This is a genomic window from Burkholderia theae (genome assembly GCF_048565265.1).
Classification (GTDB): domain Bacteria; phylum Pseudomonadota; class Gammaproteobacteria; order Burkholderiales; family Burkholderiaceae; genus Burkholderia; species Burkholderia theae.
Window position 1 is genome coordinate 367,954 of the sequence record NZ_CP183462.1, and the last position, 17,330, is coordinate 385,283.

Below are 17,330 nucleotides of genomic sequence, written 5' to 3' on the forward strand. Positions count from 1 at the left end.
CCTCGGCATGCGCACGCGCGGCCGCCATCGAGCGGCCGCCCCGCGCGCATTCCAAGGTCACACGCTCATCAGATAACCATTAGCCGTACGGAATAAATCATGTCCACGCCATCCAACGTTTCTCCACCGATCGCCGCCGAACGCAGCGCCGTTCTCGACGAAGCCCACCTGGGCGACATCCGCGGTGCGCTCGGTACGATCGCACGTCACGACACCGGTGCACGCGGCACGTGGTGGGCGCGCCTGCGCACGCTGCTCGCGATCATCGGCCCCGGCCTGATCGTGATGGTCGGCGATAACGACGCCGGCGCATTCGGCACCTACACGCAGGCCGGCCAGAACTACGGCACGACGCTGCTGTGGACGCTGCTGCTGCTCGTGCCGGTGCTGTATGTGAACCAGGAAATGGTGCTGCGCCTCGGCGCGGTCACGGGCGTCGGCCATGCGCGCCTGATCTTCGAGCGCTTCGGCAAGTTCTGGGGTGCGTTCAGCGTGATCGACCTGTTCCTGCTCAATGCGCTGACCATCGTCACCGAGTTCATCGGCATCACGTTCGTGCTGGATTTCTTCGGGCTGCCGAAGGTGGCCGGCGTGTGCGTGGCCGCCGCGCTGACGATGGCCGCGGTGAGTACCGGGGATTTCAGGCGCTTCGAGCGGTTCGCGATCGGGCTGTGCCTGATGAGCCTGCTGCTCGTGCCGGTGCTCGTGTCGATCCATCCGCCCGTCGCGCAGATGACGCGCGATTTCTTCGTGCCGAACTGGCCCGCGCACGCCAAGCTGTCGGACGTGATGCTGCTCGTGATCGGCATCGTCGGCACGACGGTTGCGCCATGGCAGCTGTTCTTCCAGCAGAGCTACGTGATCGACAAGCGCATCACGCCGCGCTTCATGAAGTATGAAAAGGCCGACCTGTGGATCGGTATCGCCTTCGTGCTGGTGGGCGCGGTCGCGATGATCGCGTTCTCGGCCCAGCTGTTCGCGGGTCACCCGGAATTCGGCAACTTCACCGACGCCGGCGGCGTGATCGCAGGGCTCGAGAAATATGCGGGCCGCACGAGCGCGACGCTGTTCGCGGTGGCGCTGCTCGACGCGTGCATCATCGGTGCCGCGGCCGTGTCGCTGTCGACCGCCTATGCGATCGGCGACGTGTTCAAGATCCGTCACTCGCTGCACCGTAACGTGTCGGATGCGAAGGGCTTCTATCTTGTCTACTTCGGCATCGTCGCGGCCGCCGCGGCGCTGGTGCTGATCCCGGGCAGCCCGCTCGGCCTGCTGACGGAAGCCGTGCAGACGCTCGCGGGCGTGCTGCTGCCGAGCGCGACCGTGTTCCTGCTGCTGCTCTGCAACGACCGGCAGGTGCTCGGCCCGTGGATCAACTCGACGAAGCTCAACGTGTTCACGGGCGCGGTAATCTGGGTGCTCGTGATGCTGTCGATCATCCTGACCGCGTCGGTGATGTATCCGGACATCAGCGGCGAAGCGATCCTCGACGTGCTCGTGGGCGGCAGCGTGTTCGCGATCGTCGGTTATCTCGTGTCGGTACTGATCCGCCGCTACAAGCGCGTTGTCGAACCGGGCGTGGATCGCTCGCAGCGCGACACGTGGCGCATGCCGCCGCTCGAGACGCTCGAGCCGCAGAAGATGACGCTGACGACGCGCGTGTGGATGACCGTGCTGCGCGGTTATCTCGTGATCGCGGTCGGTCTCGTGATCGTGAAGGTCGTGCAGATGACGCTGATGAAGTAACGCAGGACGTTGTCCAGGAAGCGGCGCCGGACCCGGCACCGCGCCGCAACCCGCACATGCCGGCCGTGAGGCCGGCATGTGCGTTTACGCGTGCGCTTTTCGCATGCGCCGCGTGGCGGTCAGATCAGTTCGAGCTTCGACGTCAGGTACGTGAGCTGGATCCGGTTCGCGACGCCGAAGCGTTTGCGCAGCTTGCGCAGGTGATAGTCGACGTTGTGCGCGCTGGTGTCGAGGCGCCGGCCGATTTCCTTGTCGGATGCGCCTTCGGCGATGCCGAGCAGCAGTTCCTGTTCGAACGGCGTGAGCCCGTTGACCGCACGCTCGCGCGACGTCGAGATCAGTTGCGGCGACGCGAACTTGTGCACCGACAACCCGATCGACAGCGCCTGCTCGATCGTCGCCGGCGTGATCCATTCGCGCGTGCGGCGCGGCGCGGTGAAGCTCATGAACGCGTGCAGCCGCGTGCCGGGTACGGCCATCGAATACATGATGCCGCTGCACATCCCGTCGTCCTGCATCGTCTGCAGGAAACCCTCGAGCGCGGCCGGCGTCACGCGCGGGGCGTCGTCGCGCTCGCGATGCTCGCGGCGCAGCTGCTGCAGGTCCCACACGATCGGCATGTTGCATACACGTGCGCCGAGCGTGCGCGGATCGACGTCGTGATGGTTGTGGCGCACGTAGTCGCCGCGATAGGTGGCCGGCGTGAACGCTTCGTGCAGGTAGAGACTCTCGACCCGCTCGCGCGCGAATTCGAGCGCGAAATACGCGAACGTCGAAAAGCCTGTCAGATGCAGCAGGCTCGTGACGATCCGGTTGCGCTCGGCCGTGCTCTGCGCGAGCGCGAGCGTATCGGCGACGCCGAGCTTCGGCGCGTGCGGTTGCGCGATATCGCCGCGCTTCACGTCGTCGCACCAGACGACCTGCACGCTACGCTCCCGCAGCGCGTCCGCACATGTGTTCAACCCGCGCGGCGGGCGGGGAAAAACTGGGGCGACCGCTTCTTCATGCAATGCAATATCGGACATGAGCCATCCCTCGGAATCGACGCGCATCGCCTGGCGGCGGCCGTATCGTATACGGCATTCGCGGCGGTGCGATCGAGCATCGTTTTGATTTGCGCCGATCGTCATCCCTGACGAAACGCGGGGGCATTGTACAAAAATGCCCGTGTACGCGTAATATGCCGTAATACTAATTGCGGCGAAAGTTTCATATTCGCACGCATATAACGACGGCCAGAAAATCATAAAGAAAAGACCAGATCGTGACGGGGCGCAGTTCACATATTGGGAAAGGGCGGGCTCCTCATGACACATGCTGACGGTGCACCACGCGTCGAATGGTTTTCGCAAGCCGATATAACGGCCGCAGCCGCTTATTCGAGTGAATATCAGGCAATCGAGCGCGACGTTTTTACCGGCATTCAAATTGCACCCGGTAAAACCGACTTCGCGCCGGTCGATTTCGTGCAATGCCATGCGCGATTGCGGCAAATCGGTTTCAGTACGCTCAGTTACGGTGCGTACGAAATGATCGGGCGGCGCATCCTGTGCGCGCATCTGCTGCGCGATCTCGCGCCGGCGACGTTCATGCAGCCGTTTATCGAGGGCATGCTCTACGAAAGCGACCCGCGTTTCGCGCAGGTGCGGCAGAGCGGCTTTCCGGTCGCGTGGCGGCTCGACGAAATCGAGTCGGCCGCGCAGGGCAACGGCGACCGCAAGGTGCTGGCGCTTGCCGGCCATCTGCGCGCGCATGCGATGAACAGCGGCGTGCTTTTCAGCCTGTCGGCGCCGCGTCTCGACCTGCGCGTCGCGGTGAACGTGACGTCGGAGACGCACGGCACCGACTGGATCGACGATCGCGTGATCGGCGGCGCGCTGTCGGTGAGCCTCGCCGTGCACCGCGTCGCGCTGCCGTTCCTCGAGGCGCGCATCGCGCGCATGCGCGGCTTCGCGCTCGGCGACGAGCAGCAGCAGGTGCTCGACCGGCTCGTGCACGGGCTGTCCGACCAGGAGATCGCGAGCGCGCTGCGCACGTCGCTGCACAAGGTCGGCCACCACATCCGCTCGCTCGAAAAACTCTTCAACGTGCAGAACCGCGCGCAGCTCGCGTACCTCGCCGCGCGGCGCCTGCAGCCCTGACCTGACGCGCGCGCCGGCGGACCGCAGCAGGATGGAAGCGGTTCCGGCGGCGCGTGCCCGCAAGCGCCGCCGGGTTTCGTAGTCCGATCCGAGCGCCGCCGGGAAACGCGCTTTCACGCTACGAGGCGCATCCCTTTTTCCATCGATCCGCGTCGCTACACTCGTCCCATTCAACGGTCCGCGCAGCATGGGGAAGGATTGCCCGTGCCAGCCGGTAATAACGACAGGACAACGGCACGATGGCAGAACCGAAGGCGCTCCCCCGCGACTGGCAGCGGTTGTTTTCCGCTGGCCGCGGCGTGTCCGGACGGCGTCTCGGGGGCGCGTCGCCGCGCGCCGACCTGTTCCTCGCGACGTTCATCGTCGCGGTCGTCGCGCTGTTCATCCTGCCGTTGCCGCAGGCCGCGCTCGACGGGATGATTTCGCTGAATCTTGCCGTGAGCGTGGTGCTGCTGACGGTGTCGACCTACGTGCCGTCGGCGGTCAGCTTCTCGTCGTTTCCCGCGCTGCTGCTGTTCACGACGCTGTTCCGGCTCGCGCTGAACATCGCGTCGTGCAAGCTGATCCTGCTGCACGCGAACGCCGGCCACGTGATCGACGCGTTCGGGCGGCTCGTCGTCGGCAACAACGTCGTGGTGGGCGGCGTGGTGTTCCTCGTGATCGCCGTCGTGCAGTTCATCGTGATCGCGAAGGGTTCGGAGCGGGTGGCCGAGGTCGGCGCGCGCTTCTCGCTCGACGCGATGCCGGGCAAGCAGATGAGCATCGACGCGGACCTGCGCGCGGGCATCATCAACGCCGACGAAGCGCGTGAGCGCCGCGAGAAGCTCGAACAGGAATCGCAGATGCACGGCGCGATGGACGGCGCGATGAAGTTCGTGAAGGGCGACGCAATTGCGGGGCTCGTGATCGCGTTCATCAACATCGTCGCGGGGATCGCGGTCGGCACGCTGATGCACGGAATGGATATCGGCGAGGCGCTGCAGCGTTACGCGATCCTGACGGTCGGCGACGGGATGGCGTCGCAGATCCCGTCGCTGCTCGTGTCGATCGCGGCCGGCATCGTGACGACGCGCGTCGCGACGCGCGATGCGCGGCAGCGCCAGCTTGGCGAGCAGCTCGGCGAGCAACTGGGCGCGCATCCGCGCGCGCTGCTGATCGCGGCGTTCGTGCTGACCGGTTTTCTCGTCGTGCCCGGCTTTCCGAAATGGTCGTTCGCGCTGATCGCGTTCGGCCTCGGCGCGTTCGCGTTCTCGCAGCTCAAACGCAAGACGACCGCGCCGAGCTTCAACCTGATTCATGTCGCGGGGCGTGTCGGCTCGGCCGACGACGGCCAGCCCGCGAAGGTGTCGCACGCGGCGGGCGTCACGTCGCTGATCGCGGTGTCGCTGTCCGACGACCTGCGCACGAGCCTGAACCTTGCGCAACTGCAAGCCGCACTGTCGAGCGCGAAAGCGCGCGTCGACGCGGACATCGGCACGGTGTTCCCGCGTATCACGCTGAACGACGACGAAGGCGCAACGGCCGGCACGTACCGGATCTACCTGCAGGATGTGCTCGCCGCGCACGGCGCGCTGAAACCGGGCTGGTTGCTGTGGGACGGCGTCGCGCCGCTGCCCGAACGCGCGGAGCGCCAGCCGGCCGAAGCGTTCGGCCCGTTCGCGACCGCGCTGTGGATCAAGCCCGACGGCGCCGCGCCGGACGGCAAGTGGCTGTCGAGCGAAAGCGCGCTCGCCGCGCACGTCGAGCAAATCGTGCGCCAGCACGCGGACGAGCTGCTGGGCATCCAGGAGACACAGGCACTCGTGCATCTGGTGCGCCGCGAGCACCCGGAACTCGTGGGCGAGCTGACGCGCCTCGTGCCGCTGCAGCGCGTGACCGAGGTGCTGCGCCGGCTGCTGGCCGAACAGGTGCCGATCCGCAACCTGCGCGTGATTTTCGAGAGCCTGATCACATGGGCGCCGAACGAACCCGACGACGTGATCGCGCTGGTCGAGCTCGTGCGCGTCGACCTGCGCCGGATGATCACCGATCGCCATGCGGGCACGACGCGCCAGCTGCGGGTCGTGCTGTTCGAGCAGAACCTGCAGGAGCGGATCGAGAGCGCGGTGATGCGCACCAAGCAGGGCAATTTCCTCGCGCTGTCGAGCGCGGTCAAGCAGGACATCGGCGATCAGGTGCGCGCGATCGTGCAGGCCGCGCAGGCGGCCGCCCCCGGCGGCCACGGCAATACGCACGGCGCCGCGCGGCTCGCGGTGATGGTCGCGCTCGGCGCGCGCCGCTACGTGAAGACGATCCTGCAGCCGGTGCTGCCCGAACTCGCGGTGCTGTCGTACCAGGAAGTCGAGGAGGACGTGCAGCTGCACACGGTCGGCTGGGTGAAGAACCCGCCGGACGACGGCTCGGTCGGCGCGGGCGCCGGCGTGCGCGCGCCGGGAGCGGTGCAATGACGAGCTCGACGATCCTCGACCTGACGCGCCAGGCGCTGATGCTCGTGCTGCTGCTGTCGCTGCCGATCGTGCTGATCGCCACCGTCACGGGCCTCATCGTCGCGATCCTGCAGGCCGTCACGCAGGTGCAGGACGCCAACATCGGCATCGCGGTGCGGTTGATCGCCGTGATGGTCGCACTCGTGCTGCTGTCGGGCTGGCTCGGCGGCGAAGTGCTGCGCTTCGCGCAGCAGGCGCTGGAACGCATGTTCGTTTCTTCCACTGGAGTTCTTTGATGCATCGAAGCGTCGCCCCGATCCGGTTTCAACCGCGCAGCCTGCAACGGGCCGCGCTCGCCATGTGCGCGACCGCGCTGCTCACGGCGTCGCTGTGCATGGTGCCCGCGCACACGGCCCGTGCCGCGGACCTGCGCTGGCGCAACAAGCCGTTCACGATCGTCGCGAACGGCAAGAAGATCGGCGACTTCATCCGCGAGCTCGCGTCGTCGCAGGGCGTGACGGCGGTGGTCGACCCGAAGGTCGACGGCGTGATCAGCGGCCGCTTCTCGGGCACGCCGCAGGAGACGCTCGAAACGATCTGCTCGACCTACGGGCTCACGTGGTACTACGACGGCTCGTTCCTCTACGTCGATCCGGCCGACCAGTCGCAGACGCAGATGATCCCGATCCCGCCGAATGCGGCCGGCGAAATCGGCCGCGCGCTGCAGGCGATGCAGATTCCCGACAAGCGCTACACGCTCGTGATCAACGATCGTTCGAACAGCGTGTACGTGGCCGGCCCGCGCCGCTACGTCGAACTCGTGCGGCAGGCGGTCGGCTCGGTCGGCGATCCGTCGGCGAACGGCGCGCACGCGGACATCCGCGCGTTCCGGTTGAGGTACGGCTGGGCGTCGGATTTCACGATCAACCGCTCGGGCAAGGAAGTGACGGTGCCGGGCGTCGCGACGATCCTGAGCCGGCTGTTCGGCAAGGGCGGCGGTACGAGCGCGCTGCCGTCGAGCACGCCGCTCGGGCAGGCCGCGCGCCAGGTGAAGCTCGGCTCGGGGCTGACGATCGCGGTGCCGCGCCTCGACTTCCCCGACATCTCCAGCGGCCCGCGTGCGGGCGGTTATAGCGGCGACAGCAGCGCGGTCGGCGGGTTCTCGCCGTTCGCGAACGCCGGCGGCGGCGACGCGCTGCCGCAGATCGTCGCCGATCCGGCGATCAACGCGGTGATCGTGCGCGACCTGCCGGAGAACATGTATCGCTACCAGTCGCTGATCAACCAGCTCGACGAGCGGCCGCGCATCGTCGAGATCAACGTGACGATCATCGACATCAACGAGGATTCGCTCGACAGTCTCGGGATCGACTGGCGCCTGCACACGACGCACGGCGACGTGCAGATCGGCAACGGCGCGAATCCGCTGAACGGCAACACGCAATACAACGGTTCAGGCAATCCGCCGCTGACGTTCGGCGTCGGCACGTCGGAAACCGGGCAGACGGGCACCTTCCTGCCGACCGGCATCGCGCTGACCGCCTCGATCGGCGGCTCGCTGCGCAACTACCTGCTCACGCGCGTGAACGCACTCGCGCAGAAGGGGCAGGCGCAGTTGCGGTCGAAACCGAAGGTGCTCGCGCTCGACAACACCGAGGCGATCCTCGAGAACCTCACGCAGTTCTACGTGCAGGTGCAGGGTTACCAGGATTCGTCGCTGTACAGCGTGACGACCGGCACGAGCATCAAGGTGACGCCGATGATCGTCGACGAGGCGATCCGCAACGCGGCCGCCGTATCCGGCAATCCGCAGAGCGTGATGATGTCGATCGACATCCAGGACGGCAACGTCGTGCAGGGCCAGGCCGTGTCGAACATCCCGGTGATCCAGCAGCGCAACATCGTCACCAAGTCGATGATCGACGAAGGCAAGAGCCTGCTGATCGCGGGGTTCAACGACGACGAGGTGAAGCTGAACAAGAGCGGCGTGCCCTGGCTGTCCGACATTCCGCTGATCGGCAACCTGTTCAAGTACACCGACAAGTCGGGCAACCACATGGAGCGGTTCTACCTGCTGACGCCGCGCGTGGTGACGAGCGCGTCGATGTACGCGCCGGACGGCTCGCCCGTGAACCCGGGCGTGAACGGGCCGGCCAATCCGGAAGGCGTGTCGATGTATCGCCCGCCGGACAACGACGTCGTGGTGCCGCTGACGCCGAAGCCGCTGCCCGGCACGAAGTTCGGTCCGCCCGCGTTGCCGCCGCCGAAGGATGTGGCGGCGCAGCCGGCGACGACGACCGCAGGAGCCACCCCCCATGTCGACGACCATCATTGACCCGCACGGCGACGGCGCATTGCCCGGCGGCGCGGGAGGCGCGGCGGCAGGGCCGGCCGCGCTCGCGTCGCCGTGGAACCTGTGCTTCCTGAGCGGGCCGATGTACGGCCGCACGATGTCGCTCGCGCGCGGCGCGAACTGGGTCGGCACCGCGGCCGATTGCGAAGTGATCCTGCCCGATCGCGAGATCGGCGCGAAACAGGTGTGCCTGCAGGTCGGCGCGCTCGCGGTGACCGTGCAGAACCACGGCGGCGAGGCCGGCGCGCCGGTGCTGTTCAACGACGAACCGCTCGGCGCGGGCCGCCGCTCGATGACGCCGCACGACGTCGTGACGGTCGGTTCGATCCGGCTCGGCATCGCGCGGCACGCGCAGGCGAGCGTCGCGCTGCCCGACGAAGCCGACGCGCCGGATGCCGCGCGCGAGGCCGCGTGGCTCGGCTGGCTCACGGGCGGATTGCGCCGCCTCGGCAGCCGGCGGCTCGTGATCGCGCTGGTCGCGCTGTGGATCGGCGTGCTGCTCGGCGCGCTCGGCTACGGCTTCGTCACGTGGTCGGGGCGCCTGCCGTGGCAGCACGAATCGGTGCTCGCGCGCACGCACCGGCTGCAGCAACTGCTGCATGCGTATCCGGAGCTGGCCGTGGCGCCGCGCGACGACGGCGTGATCGTGTCGGGCTACGTGAGCGACCCGGCCGCGCGGGAACGCGTCGCGCAGATCGTCGCGGGCGTGGACAACGCGGCGCTCGGCAACATCTACGTGGTCAGCGATCTCGTCGCGACCGCGCAGACCTATTTCAGCGATACCGCGCTGACGGTCGCCTATCTCGGCCGCGGCCGGATCGAGCTGACGGGTGCGGCGGCGCGGGCGCAGATCGAGCCGCGTATCCGCAACTACATGAAGGACGCGCGCCCGGCGCTCGAAGTGGTCGATCACGTGCGCGACGCCGATGCCGATCCGGCCGCGCCGCACACGGCGACGACGCTCGGCGGGATGGCCGGCATCCCGGAGATCACGACCGTGTTCGCGGGCGACGGCGACCAGCGCTATATCGAGACGGCGGACGGCAGCCGCTATTTCGAAGGCGCGCGGCTGAAGGAGGGCGCGGTCGTTGCGTCGATCGGTCCGGACGCAGTCGTGTTCGAGCGCAACGGCCAGCGCATCACGATGCCGCTCGGCGGCCCGTCGGCGAACGCGCCCGAGCAGGCGCCGGCGCCGCCCGTGCCGCCGCCCGCGAGCGGCGCGGCGGCCGGGGTCGCGCAACCGGTGCCGGGGCCGACGCTGCCGCAGGACGCGGCGGCGACCGGGGCCTCGAAGGAGGCGGCGCACTAGCGCCGCGACAGGTCATGCGCATCGCGTAACCGGCGGTGCGCGCATTACGCGGGACGCCGCACGCGTGCGGCGGCTCACGTCGCCGGCGGGGCATGGGGCCGCCGCCGGAAGATGGATGGACATCACGTAAAGGAGCGAATCATGCCAGGCCCGACCAGCAGCACCAGCGCCACCAACACGAACCAGGTCCAGCAGCAGGCGGACGACCTGACCAAGACGCAGCTCGAACTGACCAAGATCAACTTCCAGGTCCAGCAGTCGACTGCGACGTTCGAAACCAGCAACGCAGTGACCGCGCAGGAGGGGACGGCGAACGCCCAGGTTGCGCAACACCTGAGTTCCGCCGGCCGCGCATGACGCCGGTCGCCGGCCGCGCCGCGCGTCGCCGTGCGCCGGGTCTGCCCGCGAAGGGCACCCGGGGCGGATGCGCGCGTGCCGGCCGGCCTGTTCCGGGCGGGCCCGACCGATCCGGTCCGGCGCCTGCCAGCCAAGGAGGGCATAGATCATGTCAGTGACAGGCGTAGGCGCGGCGCCGCCGGGCGTGGCCGCGCTCGCGGGCGCCGCGCAGCAGACGGGCTCGGCGTCCGATCCGGCGCAGGTGCGCCAGTTCGACGCGCTGATGCAGCCGGGCGCATCGCCGGCCGCGCCGCCGTCTTCGTCGGGTGTCGCGATGTCGCGCGCGCCGGCGGATGCGGCGCCGGCCGTGCAGATGACGCCCGCGCAGGCGAACCAGTCGTCGCTGGTCGAGCGGTTGCGCACTTACGGCAACGATCTCGACACGCGGTACGCGAACATCGACAAGCATCGCGGCGAGATGCTGACGTCGATGGCGGACAGCCGCAGCGATCCGTTGATGACGATGGTGAAGGCGATGGACTTCCAGTGGACGGCGACCACCACCATTTCGGAATACCAATTGAGCCTGTCGGTCGCGCAGGCGGCGAACGGCTTCACGCACACGGTGCTGAAGACGCAGGAGTGACAGGGCGCGTGCGGGCCGATTCAGGCCTCACGCGCCATGAAGCGGACAAACGATGACGACGATCGATTCGACGCCACGCGCGCATGCGTGGCGCAGCCGGGCGGCGCGTGCGCTGCTCGCGGGGCTGCTCGTGCTGTTGGCCGGGTGCCAGAAGGAGCTGTACTCGGGCCTGTCGGAGCGCGACGCGAACCAGATGGTCGCGGTGCTCGGCGACGCGGGCATCAGCGCGTCGAAGGACAACGACGCACGCGACACGTCGGACCGCAACGCGTGGCTGGTGAGCGTCGCGGACGGCGACATGCAGTCGGCGCTCACCGTGCTGCAGGCGAACGGGCTGCCGAAGCCGAGTTATGCGAGCCTCGGCGAGCTGTTCCAGAAGCAGGGCCTCGTGTCGACGCCGGCCGAGGAGCGCGTGCGCTACCTGTACGGCGTATCGCAGGACCTGTCGCGCACGCTGCAGGACATCGACGGCGTGGTGGTCGCGCGTGTGCAGGTCGTGATTCCGGAGAACGATCCGCTCGCGGACAAGATCAAGCCGTCGTCGGCGGCCGTGTATATCCGCTACCGGCCCGGCGTCGACCTGCGCGCGATGGCGCCGATGGTCAAGGATCTCGTCGCGCACAGCATCGAAGGGCTGCAGTACGACAACGTGTCGCTGTTCCTGCAGCCGGCCGCCGCGCGCGCGACGCGCGTGGATGGAATCGGCAGCGCGGTGTCGGACATCGTGCGTCTGCGCTCGCCGCTCGGCTGGCTCGTGTTCGCGCTGATCCTGCTGACCGGCGCGGTGATCGTGCTGTCGGCTGCCCGGCGCGGGATGTTCGGCGCGCGGCTTGCCGGATTGCTCGGTGCGCCGCGCGGGTCGAACGGCGTCGGTGGCGCGTCGGCGCAGCAGGCCGGCGGCGGGCTGCGCACGCCGGACGGCGCGCGCGACGGCGCATGAGCGATCCGCACGCGCTGCCGCCGGGTGACGTTTCGGCTCAACCCGACGCGGCGCCGCTACCGTGGCTGCAGCCGCTTGCGCCGCCGCCCGTCGCGCGGCGCGCGGCGTTTCATGCGCTCGTCTGCGATTTCAACCTGCGGCCCGATCGTTATCTGCACGTGACGCGCGTGCCGGCCGACTGGCCCGCGCGCTACCGTTCGCCGGACGCGTTCGGCGCGGCCGGCCGCAAGCTGCTCGCGCGGCACTTGCTCGACCTGAACGACGTGGCCGGCAGGCACGATTTCGACGTCGCGAACCCGTGCGCGCGGCTCGCGCTGCTGCCGGGCGCGGCGCTCGAGCAACTGGCCGCGTACGCGGGGCTGCTGCTGCATCGCCACTGGCTGCGCGACGCGCTGGCCGCGCGGCGCATCCGCGCGGAAGTCGCGGCGAGGCTCGGCGGCGATGCGCTGGAGCTCGCGCTCGACCGCGCGCCGGAATTCGGCGCGCTCGCCGAAACGCTCGAGCCGTGGCGCGCCGATCCAGCTGCGCTGCCCGGGGTGATCCGCGCGCGCGGCGGGCGGCTGCTCGCGGATTTCATCGGCGTGGCGGGCGATGCGGTCGCGCGGCGCGTGCGCCTGAAATTCAATCGCGCGATCGACGACGAGGCGCCTTACTGGCTGAACCGCGCGCAGCGCGACCAGTTCGGCGAACTGCTGTTCCTGTTTCTGATTCCCGAGAGGCTTGCGTCATGGGATTGGCTTTTCTGATCACGAGCGACAACCTGCAGCTGCTGTCGGAGCGCAAGGTGCTCAAGGAGCGCGAATACGCGGCGCTGCTCGACGCGTCCGCGGTGATCGCGACCGCGCACGACGAGGCCGCGCGCATCGTCGCCGACGCGCAGCGCGAATTCGACAAGCGGCAGGCGGCCGGCTACGACGAAGGGATGCGCCGCGCGCAGCGCGAGCAGGCCGCGCAGGCGTACACGCAGGCGCTCGCCGCCACGCGCACGATGGAGACGATGAAGGATGCGATGGCCGACATCGTCGTGAAGGCCGTGCGCGCGATCGTCGGCGAGATGAGCACGCAGACGCTGTACGAGGCCGCGCTGGCGCGGATCGCGCCGCTCGTGCGCGACGAGGCGTTCCTGATCGTGCGGATCGCGCCGGGCCGGAAGGACGAGATGCGCGATGCACTCGACGGCGCGTTCGCGGGGCAGTCGAACCGGCAGAAGATCCGTATCGTCGAAGACGCGCAGCTCGAACGCCATGCGTGCACGGTCGAGACGCCGTCCGGGCGCATCGATGCGAGCCTCGACCTGCAGATCGACGCGCTGCGTCAGGCGATCCGCCGCGATGCGCTGAAGGGCGCCGCGCGATGAACGCGCCGCTCGACGATCCGCAGCCGTTCGGCAGCGACGACGACGGCGCGCCGTTTGATCGCGGCCGCCTCGTCGGCGAACTCGACGCGGGGCTCGCGTTCTTCTCGCCGGTGTCGGTGCAGGGGCGCGTCAATCACGCGGTCGGGCAGATCCTGAACGCGACGGGCATCCGCGCGCGGCTCGGCGAGATCTGCGAACTGCGCACGCCGAACCAGCCGACGCTGCTTGCCGAGGTGGTCGGGTTTTCGCGGCAGACGACGCTGCTCACGCCGCTGGGCGATGTGGCCGGGCTGTCGCCCGAGACGACCGTCGTGCCGTCCGGGCGCGAGCATGTATTCCCGGTGGGCGAAGGGCTGTTCGGACGCGTGCTCGACGGGCTCGGCCGGCCGCTCGACGATCGCGGGCCGGTGACGGGCGCCGCGTGGGTGTCGACGCAGCAGGACCCGCCGAACCCGCTCGCGCGCAAGATGATCGACACGCCGTTTCCGACCGGCGTGCGCGTGATCGACGGGCTGATGACGCTCGGCATCGGCCAGCGCGTCGGCATCTTCGCGCCGTCCGGCGTGGGCAAGAGCACGCTGCTCGGGATGATCGCGCGCGGCGCGCAGGCCGACGTGAACGTGATCGCGCTCGTTGGCGAACGCGGCCGCGAGGTGCGCGAATTCATCGAGCACAGCCTGTCGCCCGAGGTGCGCGCGCGTTCGATCGTCGTCGTGTCGACGTCCGATCGTCCCGCGATGGAGCGTGTGAAATCCGCGCTCGTCGCGACCGCGATTGCCGAGCACTTCCGCGATGCGGGCAAGCGCGTGCTGCTGCTCGTCGATTCGCTGACGCGTTTCGCGCGTGCGCAGCGCGAGGTCGGCCTCGCGAGCGGCGAGCCGCCGACGCGCCGCAGTTTCCCGCCGTCGACGTTCGCGGTGCTGCCGCGCCTGCTCGAACGCGCGGGGCAGGGCGCGAACGGGTCGATCACCGCGCTCTACACGGTGCTCGTCGAAGGCGACGAGGAATCGGACCCGATCGCCGAGGAAGTGCGCTCGATCCTCGACGGCCATATCGTGCTGTCGCGCAAGATCGCGCTCGCGAACCGCTATCCGTCGATCGACGTGCTCGCGAGCCTGTCGCGCGTGATGCCGCTCGTCGCGAGCCGCGCGCACCAGCATGCGGCCGCACGCGTGCGCGAGCTGATCGCGAAGTACCAGGAGATCGAGCTGCTCGTGCAGATCGGCGAGTATCGCGAAGGCAGCGACCGGCTCGGCGATCTCGCGCTGCGCGCGCGCGACGCGATCGGCGCGTTCTGCACGCAGGCGTCGGACGAGGACGTGCGCTTCGACGCGCTGCTCGCGAAACTGACGAAGCTGGCGAACGATCATGTCTGAAGCCGACGACCGCCTCGTGCTCGCGACGCTCGCGCGCCTGAAGCGCGTGCGCGAGATGCGCAGCCAGATCGCGCGCGTCGCGGCCGCGCGCCAGCAGGGCATCGCCGCGCAAAGCCGCCGCGCGCTCGAGGCCGCGCACGCGCAGCTCGCCTCGCAGGTCGCCGCGAAGGCCGCGATCCAGACGCGGCTCGTCGATGACCTGCGCGAGGCGCGTGCGCTGCAGAACGCGGCCGCCGACACGCGTACGTTCGACCGGCATATCGGCACCGCGAACGCGTCGGTGAGCGAGGCTGCGCACGTGCATCGCGGCCACGAGGCGACACTCGCCGACCTGCAGCGCGCCGCGCGCAAGGCGAAGGCCGCCGAGGACAAGCTCGACAAGGCCGGCGAGAAGGCGCAGCACGCGCGCGCCGCGCGGGTCGAGCGCGATGCCGACGAAGTGGCGGACGGGTACGCGGTGCGGCGCTTCGCGACGCCCGGCGCATGGGCGGCCGGGGCGAGCGACGCGTCCGGCCACGCTGCGCTACCGGAAGCGGCCGCCGCGTTCGACGCGGCGATGGCCGCGCCGCCGGCCGATGCGGAAACCGGCACGGCCGGCATGACCGACGCAGCCGACGCAGCCGACCCAACTGATGCCGCCGACAATGTCGAACCACCCGCCGCAGCGGAGCGTCGATGCTAGACCAGGCTGCGGGTTTCAACGATGTCGCAGGCATGCTGCGGCCGCTGCTCTACGTGATGCCGCGCCTGTTGCCGATCATGTTCGTCGTGCCGGTGTTCAACGAGCAGATCATCACGGGCCTCGTGCGCAACGGGATCGCCGTCGTGATCGCCGCATTCGTCGCGCCGGCGATCGACGCCGCGCAGGTGGCCGCGCTGCCGTTCCTGATGTGGTGCCTGCTCGTCGCGAAGGAAGCGGTGGTCGGCATGCTGCTCGCGGGCGCGTTCAGCGCGGTGCTGTTCGCGATCCAGGGCGTTGGTTACCTGATCGACTTCCAGACCGGCAGCGGCAGCGCCGCGTTCTTCGATCCGATGGGCGGGCACGAAGGCGGCCCGACGTCGGGCTTCCTCAATTTCGTCGCGATCGCGCTGTTCGTCACGGCGGGCGGGCTGCAGGTGCTCGTGCAGCTGTTCGCGCAGTCGTACGCGTGGTGGCCGATCGGCTCGCTTGGCCCCGATTTCTCGTCGATGCTGCAGACCTTCATCGTGCGGCAGACCGACACGATCTTCGAATGGATGGTGAAGCTCGCCGCGCCGGTGACGATCGTGCTGGTGCTCGTCGAGCTCGGCATCGGCCTCGTCGGGCGCGCGGTGCCGCAGCTCAACATCTTCGTGTTCTCGCAGCCGCTGAAGAGCGCGCTCGCGCTGCTGATGATGATGCTGTTCCTGCCGGTGGTGTACGCGTCGCTGCATTCGCTGCTGAGCCCCGACAGCGGGCTGATGGCGCTCTTGCACGCGCTGTTCGCCGCGCACGGCGGCGGCTGAGCGCACGACGGAGCCGACATGGCCGAAAAGGACCAGAAGCCGACCGAGAAGCGCCTGCGCGAGGCGCGCGAGAAGGGCGATGTGCCGAAGAGCGCGGAAACGATTTCGTCGGCGTTTTTCGTCGGCGTGTGCGTCGCGCTCGCGGTTGGAATCGGTTCGCTGTTCGCGCGGCTGCAGGCGCTGTTCCGGCTCGTGTTCGATGCGACCGGCGCGGCCGACCCGTCCGCGCGCATCGCGGTGCTGATCGACGGCGCCGCGCGCGACTGGGCGACGCTGTCCGCGCAGATCGTCGCGGCCGGGCTGCTGGCGGGCCTGCTCGCGGGTTTCGTGCAGGTCGGCGGCGTGATGGCGTGGAGCCGCCTCGTGCCGCAGCTGTCGCGGCTCAATCCGGCCGAGGGGATGAAGAACCTGTGGTCGATGCGCAACCTCGTCAACCTCGTGAAGATGCTGCTGAAGACGGTGCTGCTCGTCGCGACGCTCGGCTGGCTGATCGTCGAGTCGCTCGACCCTTCCGTCCAGTCGGGTTTCACGCGGCCGATCTCGATCCTCGCGCTGATCGTGAAGCTGCTGATGATGCTGTTCGGCTGGGCCGCGCTGATCTATATCGTGATGGCGCTGATCGACATCGTGCACCAGCGGCACGAGTTCAACCAGAAGATGAAGATGTCGATCGACGAAGTGCGGCGCGAGCACAAGGAAGACGAAGGCGATCCGCATATCGAGTCGAAGCGCCGGCAACTCGCGCGCGAAGCGCAGTTCGCGTCGCTGCCGGACCGGATCGGCTTCGCGTCGGTGGTCGTCTATTCGCCGCGCGTCGCGGTCGCGCTCTATTACGGCGGGATCGGCACGCTGCCGTGGGTGCTCGCGCGCGGCGAAGGCGAGGCGGCCGAGCGGATCGTGCGTGCCGCGCGCGACGCGCTGCGCCCGACGCTCGCGAACGTCGGGCTCGCGCAGGCGCTGTACGAATCGACGCCCGAAAACGGCACGATCCAGCAGCAGCATTTCCGCGAGGTCGCGCAGTTGCTGAAATGGGCGACCGGCGCGGGTTGACGCGCGCCGCGCCGTGCCCGTGGGCATGCCTTCTCTGTTCCCATTCGATATGGCCCCTTTGCGTGATCCTGCGCGCGGCGCTTGACGTGATTTATTTTTCGGCGTTCACCGGAATTCACCGGTGAATTATTGCTGAATTATTTCTTCGTAATATGGCTCGATCGT

Annotated in this window: 16 protein-coding genes; 15 read left to right on the top strand and 1 reads right to left on the bottom strand. The window is 68.8% G+C overall.

From position 1 onward, the window contains the following. The first annotated feature begins 99 nt into the window (after positions 1–99). Positions 100–1,746: an NRAMP family divalent metal transporter gene (locus tag ACN22W_RS19225; RefSeq protein WP_419689009.1), complete on the top strand. Its 1,647-nt coding sequence runs from the start codon at positions 100–102 to the stop codon at positions 1,744–1,746. Between the two features lie 119 nt (positions 1,747–1,865). Here the strand turns inward: ACN22W_RS19225 and ACN22W_RS19230 are convergent, their stop codons facing one another. Further along, entirely contained in the window at positions 1,866–2,771 is a 906-nt protein-coding gene (locus tag ACN22W_RS19230; protein WP_129515407.1) for a helix-turn-helix transcriptional regulator, read from the bottom strand. Positions 2,772–3,053: 282 nt separating this feature from the next. On the opposite strand from ACN22W_RS19230, the gene ACN22W_RS19235 reads away from it, so the two are divergent. The 14 genes from ACN22W_RS19235 to ACN22W_RS19300 all read left to right on the top strand — a co-directional run bounded on the left by ACN22W_RS19235 (position 3,054) and on the right by ACN22W_RS19300 (position 17,165). Further along, entirely contained in the window at positions 3,054–3,887 is an 834-nt protein-coding gene (locus ACN22W_RS19235) for a helix-turn-helix transcriptional regulator (RefSeq protein WP_419689010.1), read from the top strand. A 239-nt stretch (positions 3,888–4,126) separates the two neighbouring features. After that, positions 4,127–6,334 carry a type III secretion system export apparatus subunit SctV gene (sctV, locus tag ACN22W_RS19240; protein WP_419689011.1) on the top strand — a complete coding sequence of 736 codons (2,208 nt, stop codon included), beginning with the start codon at positions 4,127–4,129 and terminating at the stop codon, positions 6,332–6,334. Next, a complete protein-coding gene (gene sctS / locus ACN22W_RS19245; RefSeq protein ID WP_152856901.1) occupies positions 6,331–6,609 on the top strand; it encodes a type III secretion system export apparatus subunit SctS in 279 nt (92 codons plus the stop codon). The genes sctV and sctS overlap by 4 nt, the downstream gene beginning before the upstream one ends. Then, positions 6,609–8,648, top strand: coding sequence for a type III secretion system outer membrane ring subunit SctC (gene sctC / locus ACN22W_RS19250; protein WP_419689012.1), 2,040 nt, complete (start codon positions 6,609–6,611; stop codon positions 8,646–8,648). Before sctS ends, sctC begins: the two co-directional genes overlap by 1 nt. After that, entirely contained in the window at positions 8,629–9,975 is a 1,347-nt protein-coding gene (gene sctD / locus ACN22W_RS19255) for a type III secretion system inner membrane ring subunit SctD (RefSeq protein WP_419689013.1), read from the top strand. Before sctC ends, sctD begins: the two co-directional genes overlap by 20 nt. 141 nt (positions 9,976–10,116) lie before the next feature. Beyond that, on the top strand, positions 10,117–10,332 hold the full coding sequence (locus tag ACN22W_RS19260) for a hypothetical protein (RefSeq protein WP_048245594.1): 216 nt from the start codon (positions 10,117–10,119) through the stop codon (positions 10,330–10,332). 148 nt (positions 10,333–10,480) lie between these two features. After that, on the top strand, positions 10,481–10,957 hold the full coding sequence (locus tag ACN22W_RS19265; RefSeq protein ID WP_419689014.1) for a hypothetical protein: 477 nt from the start codon (positions 10,481–10,483) through the stop codon (positions 10,955–10,957). Positions 10,958–11,009: 52 nt separating this feature from the next. Continuing rightward, positions 11,010–11,897, top strand: a complete 888-nt coding sequence (gene sctJ, locus ACN22W_RS19270; protein WP_419689015.1) for a type III secretion system inner membrane ring lipoprotein SctJ — start codon at positions 11,010–11,012, stop codon at positions 11,895–11,897. Continuing rightward, positions 11,894–12,643 carry a SctK family type III secretion system sorting platform protein gene (locus tag ACN22W_RS19275; RefSeq protein ID WP_419689016.1) on the top strand — a complete coding sequence of 250 codons (750 nt, stop codon included), beginning with the start codon at positions 11,894–11,896 and terminating at the stop codon, positions 12,641–12,643. Before sctJ ends, ACN22W_RS19275 begins: the two co-directional genes overlap by 4 nt. After that, positions 12,625–13,254, top strand: coding sequence for a type III secretion system stator protein SctL (gene sctL, locus ACN22W_RS19280; RefSeq protein WP_048245598.1), 630 nt, complete (start codon positions 12,625–12,627; stop codon positions 13,252–13,254). Before ACN22W_RS19275 ends, sctL begins: the two co-directional genes overlap by 19 nt. Beyond that, entirely contained in the window at positions 13,251–14,630 is a 1,380-nt protein-coding gene (locus ACN22W_RS19285; RefSeq protein WP_419689017.1) for a FliI/YscN family ATPase, read from the top strand. The genes sctL and ACN22W_RS19285 overlap by 4 nt, the downstream gene beginning before the upstream one ends. Next, entirely contained in the window at positions 14,623–15,312 is a 690-nt protein-coding gene (locus ACN22W_RS19290) for a hypothetical protein (RefSeq protein WP_419689018.1), read from the top strand. The genes ACN22W_RS19285 and ACN22W_RS19290 overlap by 8 nt, the downstream gene beginning before the upstream one ends. Continuing rightward, on the top strand, positions 15,306–16,115 hold the full coding sequence (sctT, locus tag ACN22W_RS19295; RefSeq protein ID WP_193100101.1) for a type III secretion system export apparatus subunit SctT: 810 nt from the start codon (positions 15,306–15,308) through the stop codon (positions 16,113–16,115). Before ACN22W_RS19290 ends, sctT begins: the two co-directional genes overlap by 7 nt. A gap of 18 nt (positions 16,116–16,133) precedes the next feature. After that, on the top strand, positions 16,134–17,165 hold the full coding sequence (locus ACN22W_RS19300) for an EscU/YscU/HrcU family type III secretion system export apparatus switch protein (RefSeq protein WP_193100102.1): 1,032 nt from the start codon (positions 16,134–16,136) through the stop codon (positions 17,163–17,165). Positions 17,166–17,330 lie beyond the last annotated feature (165 nt).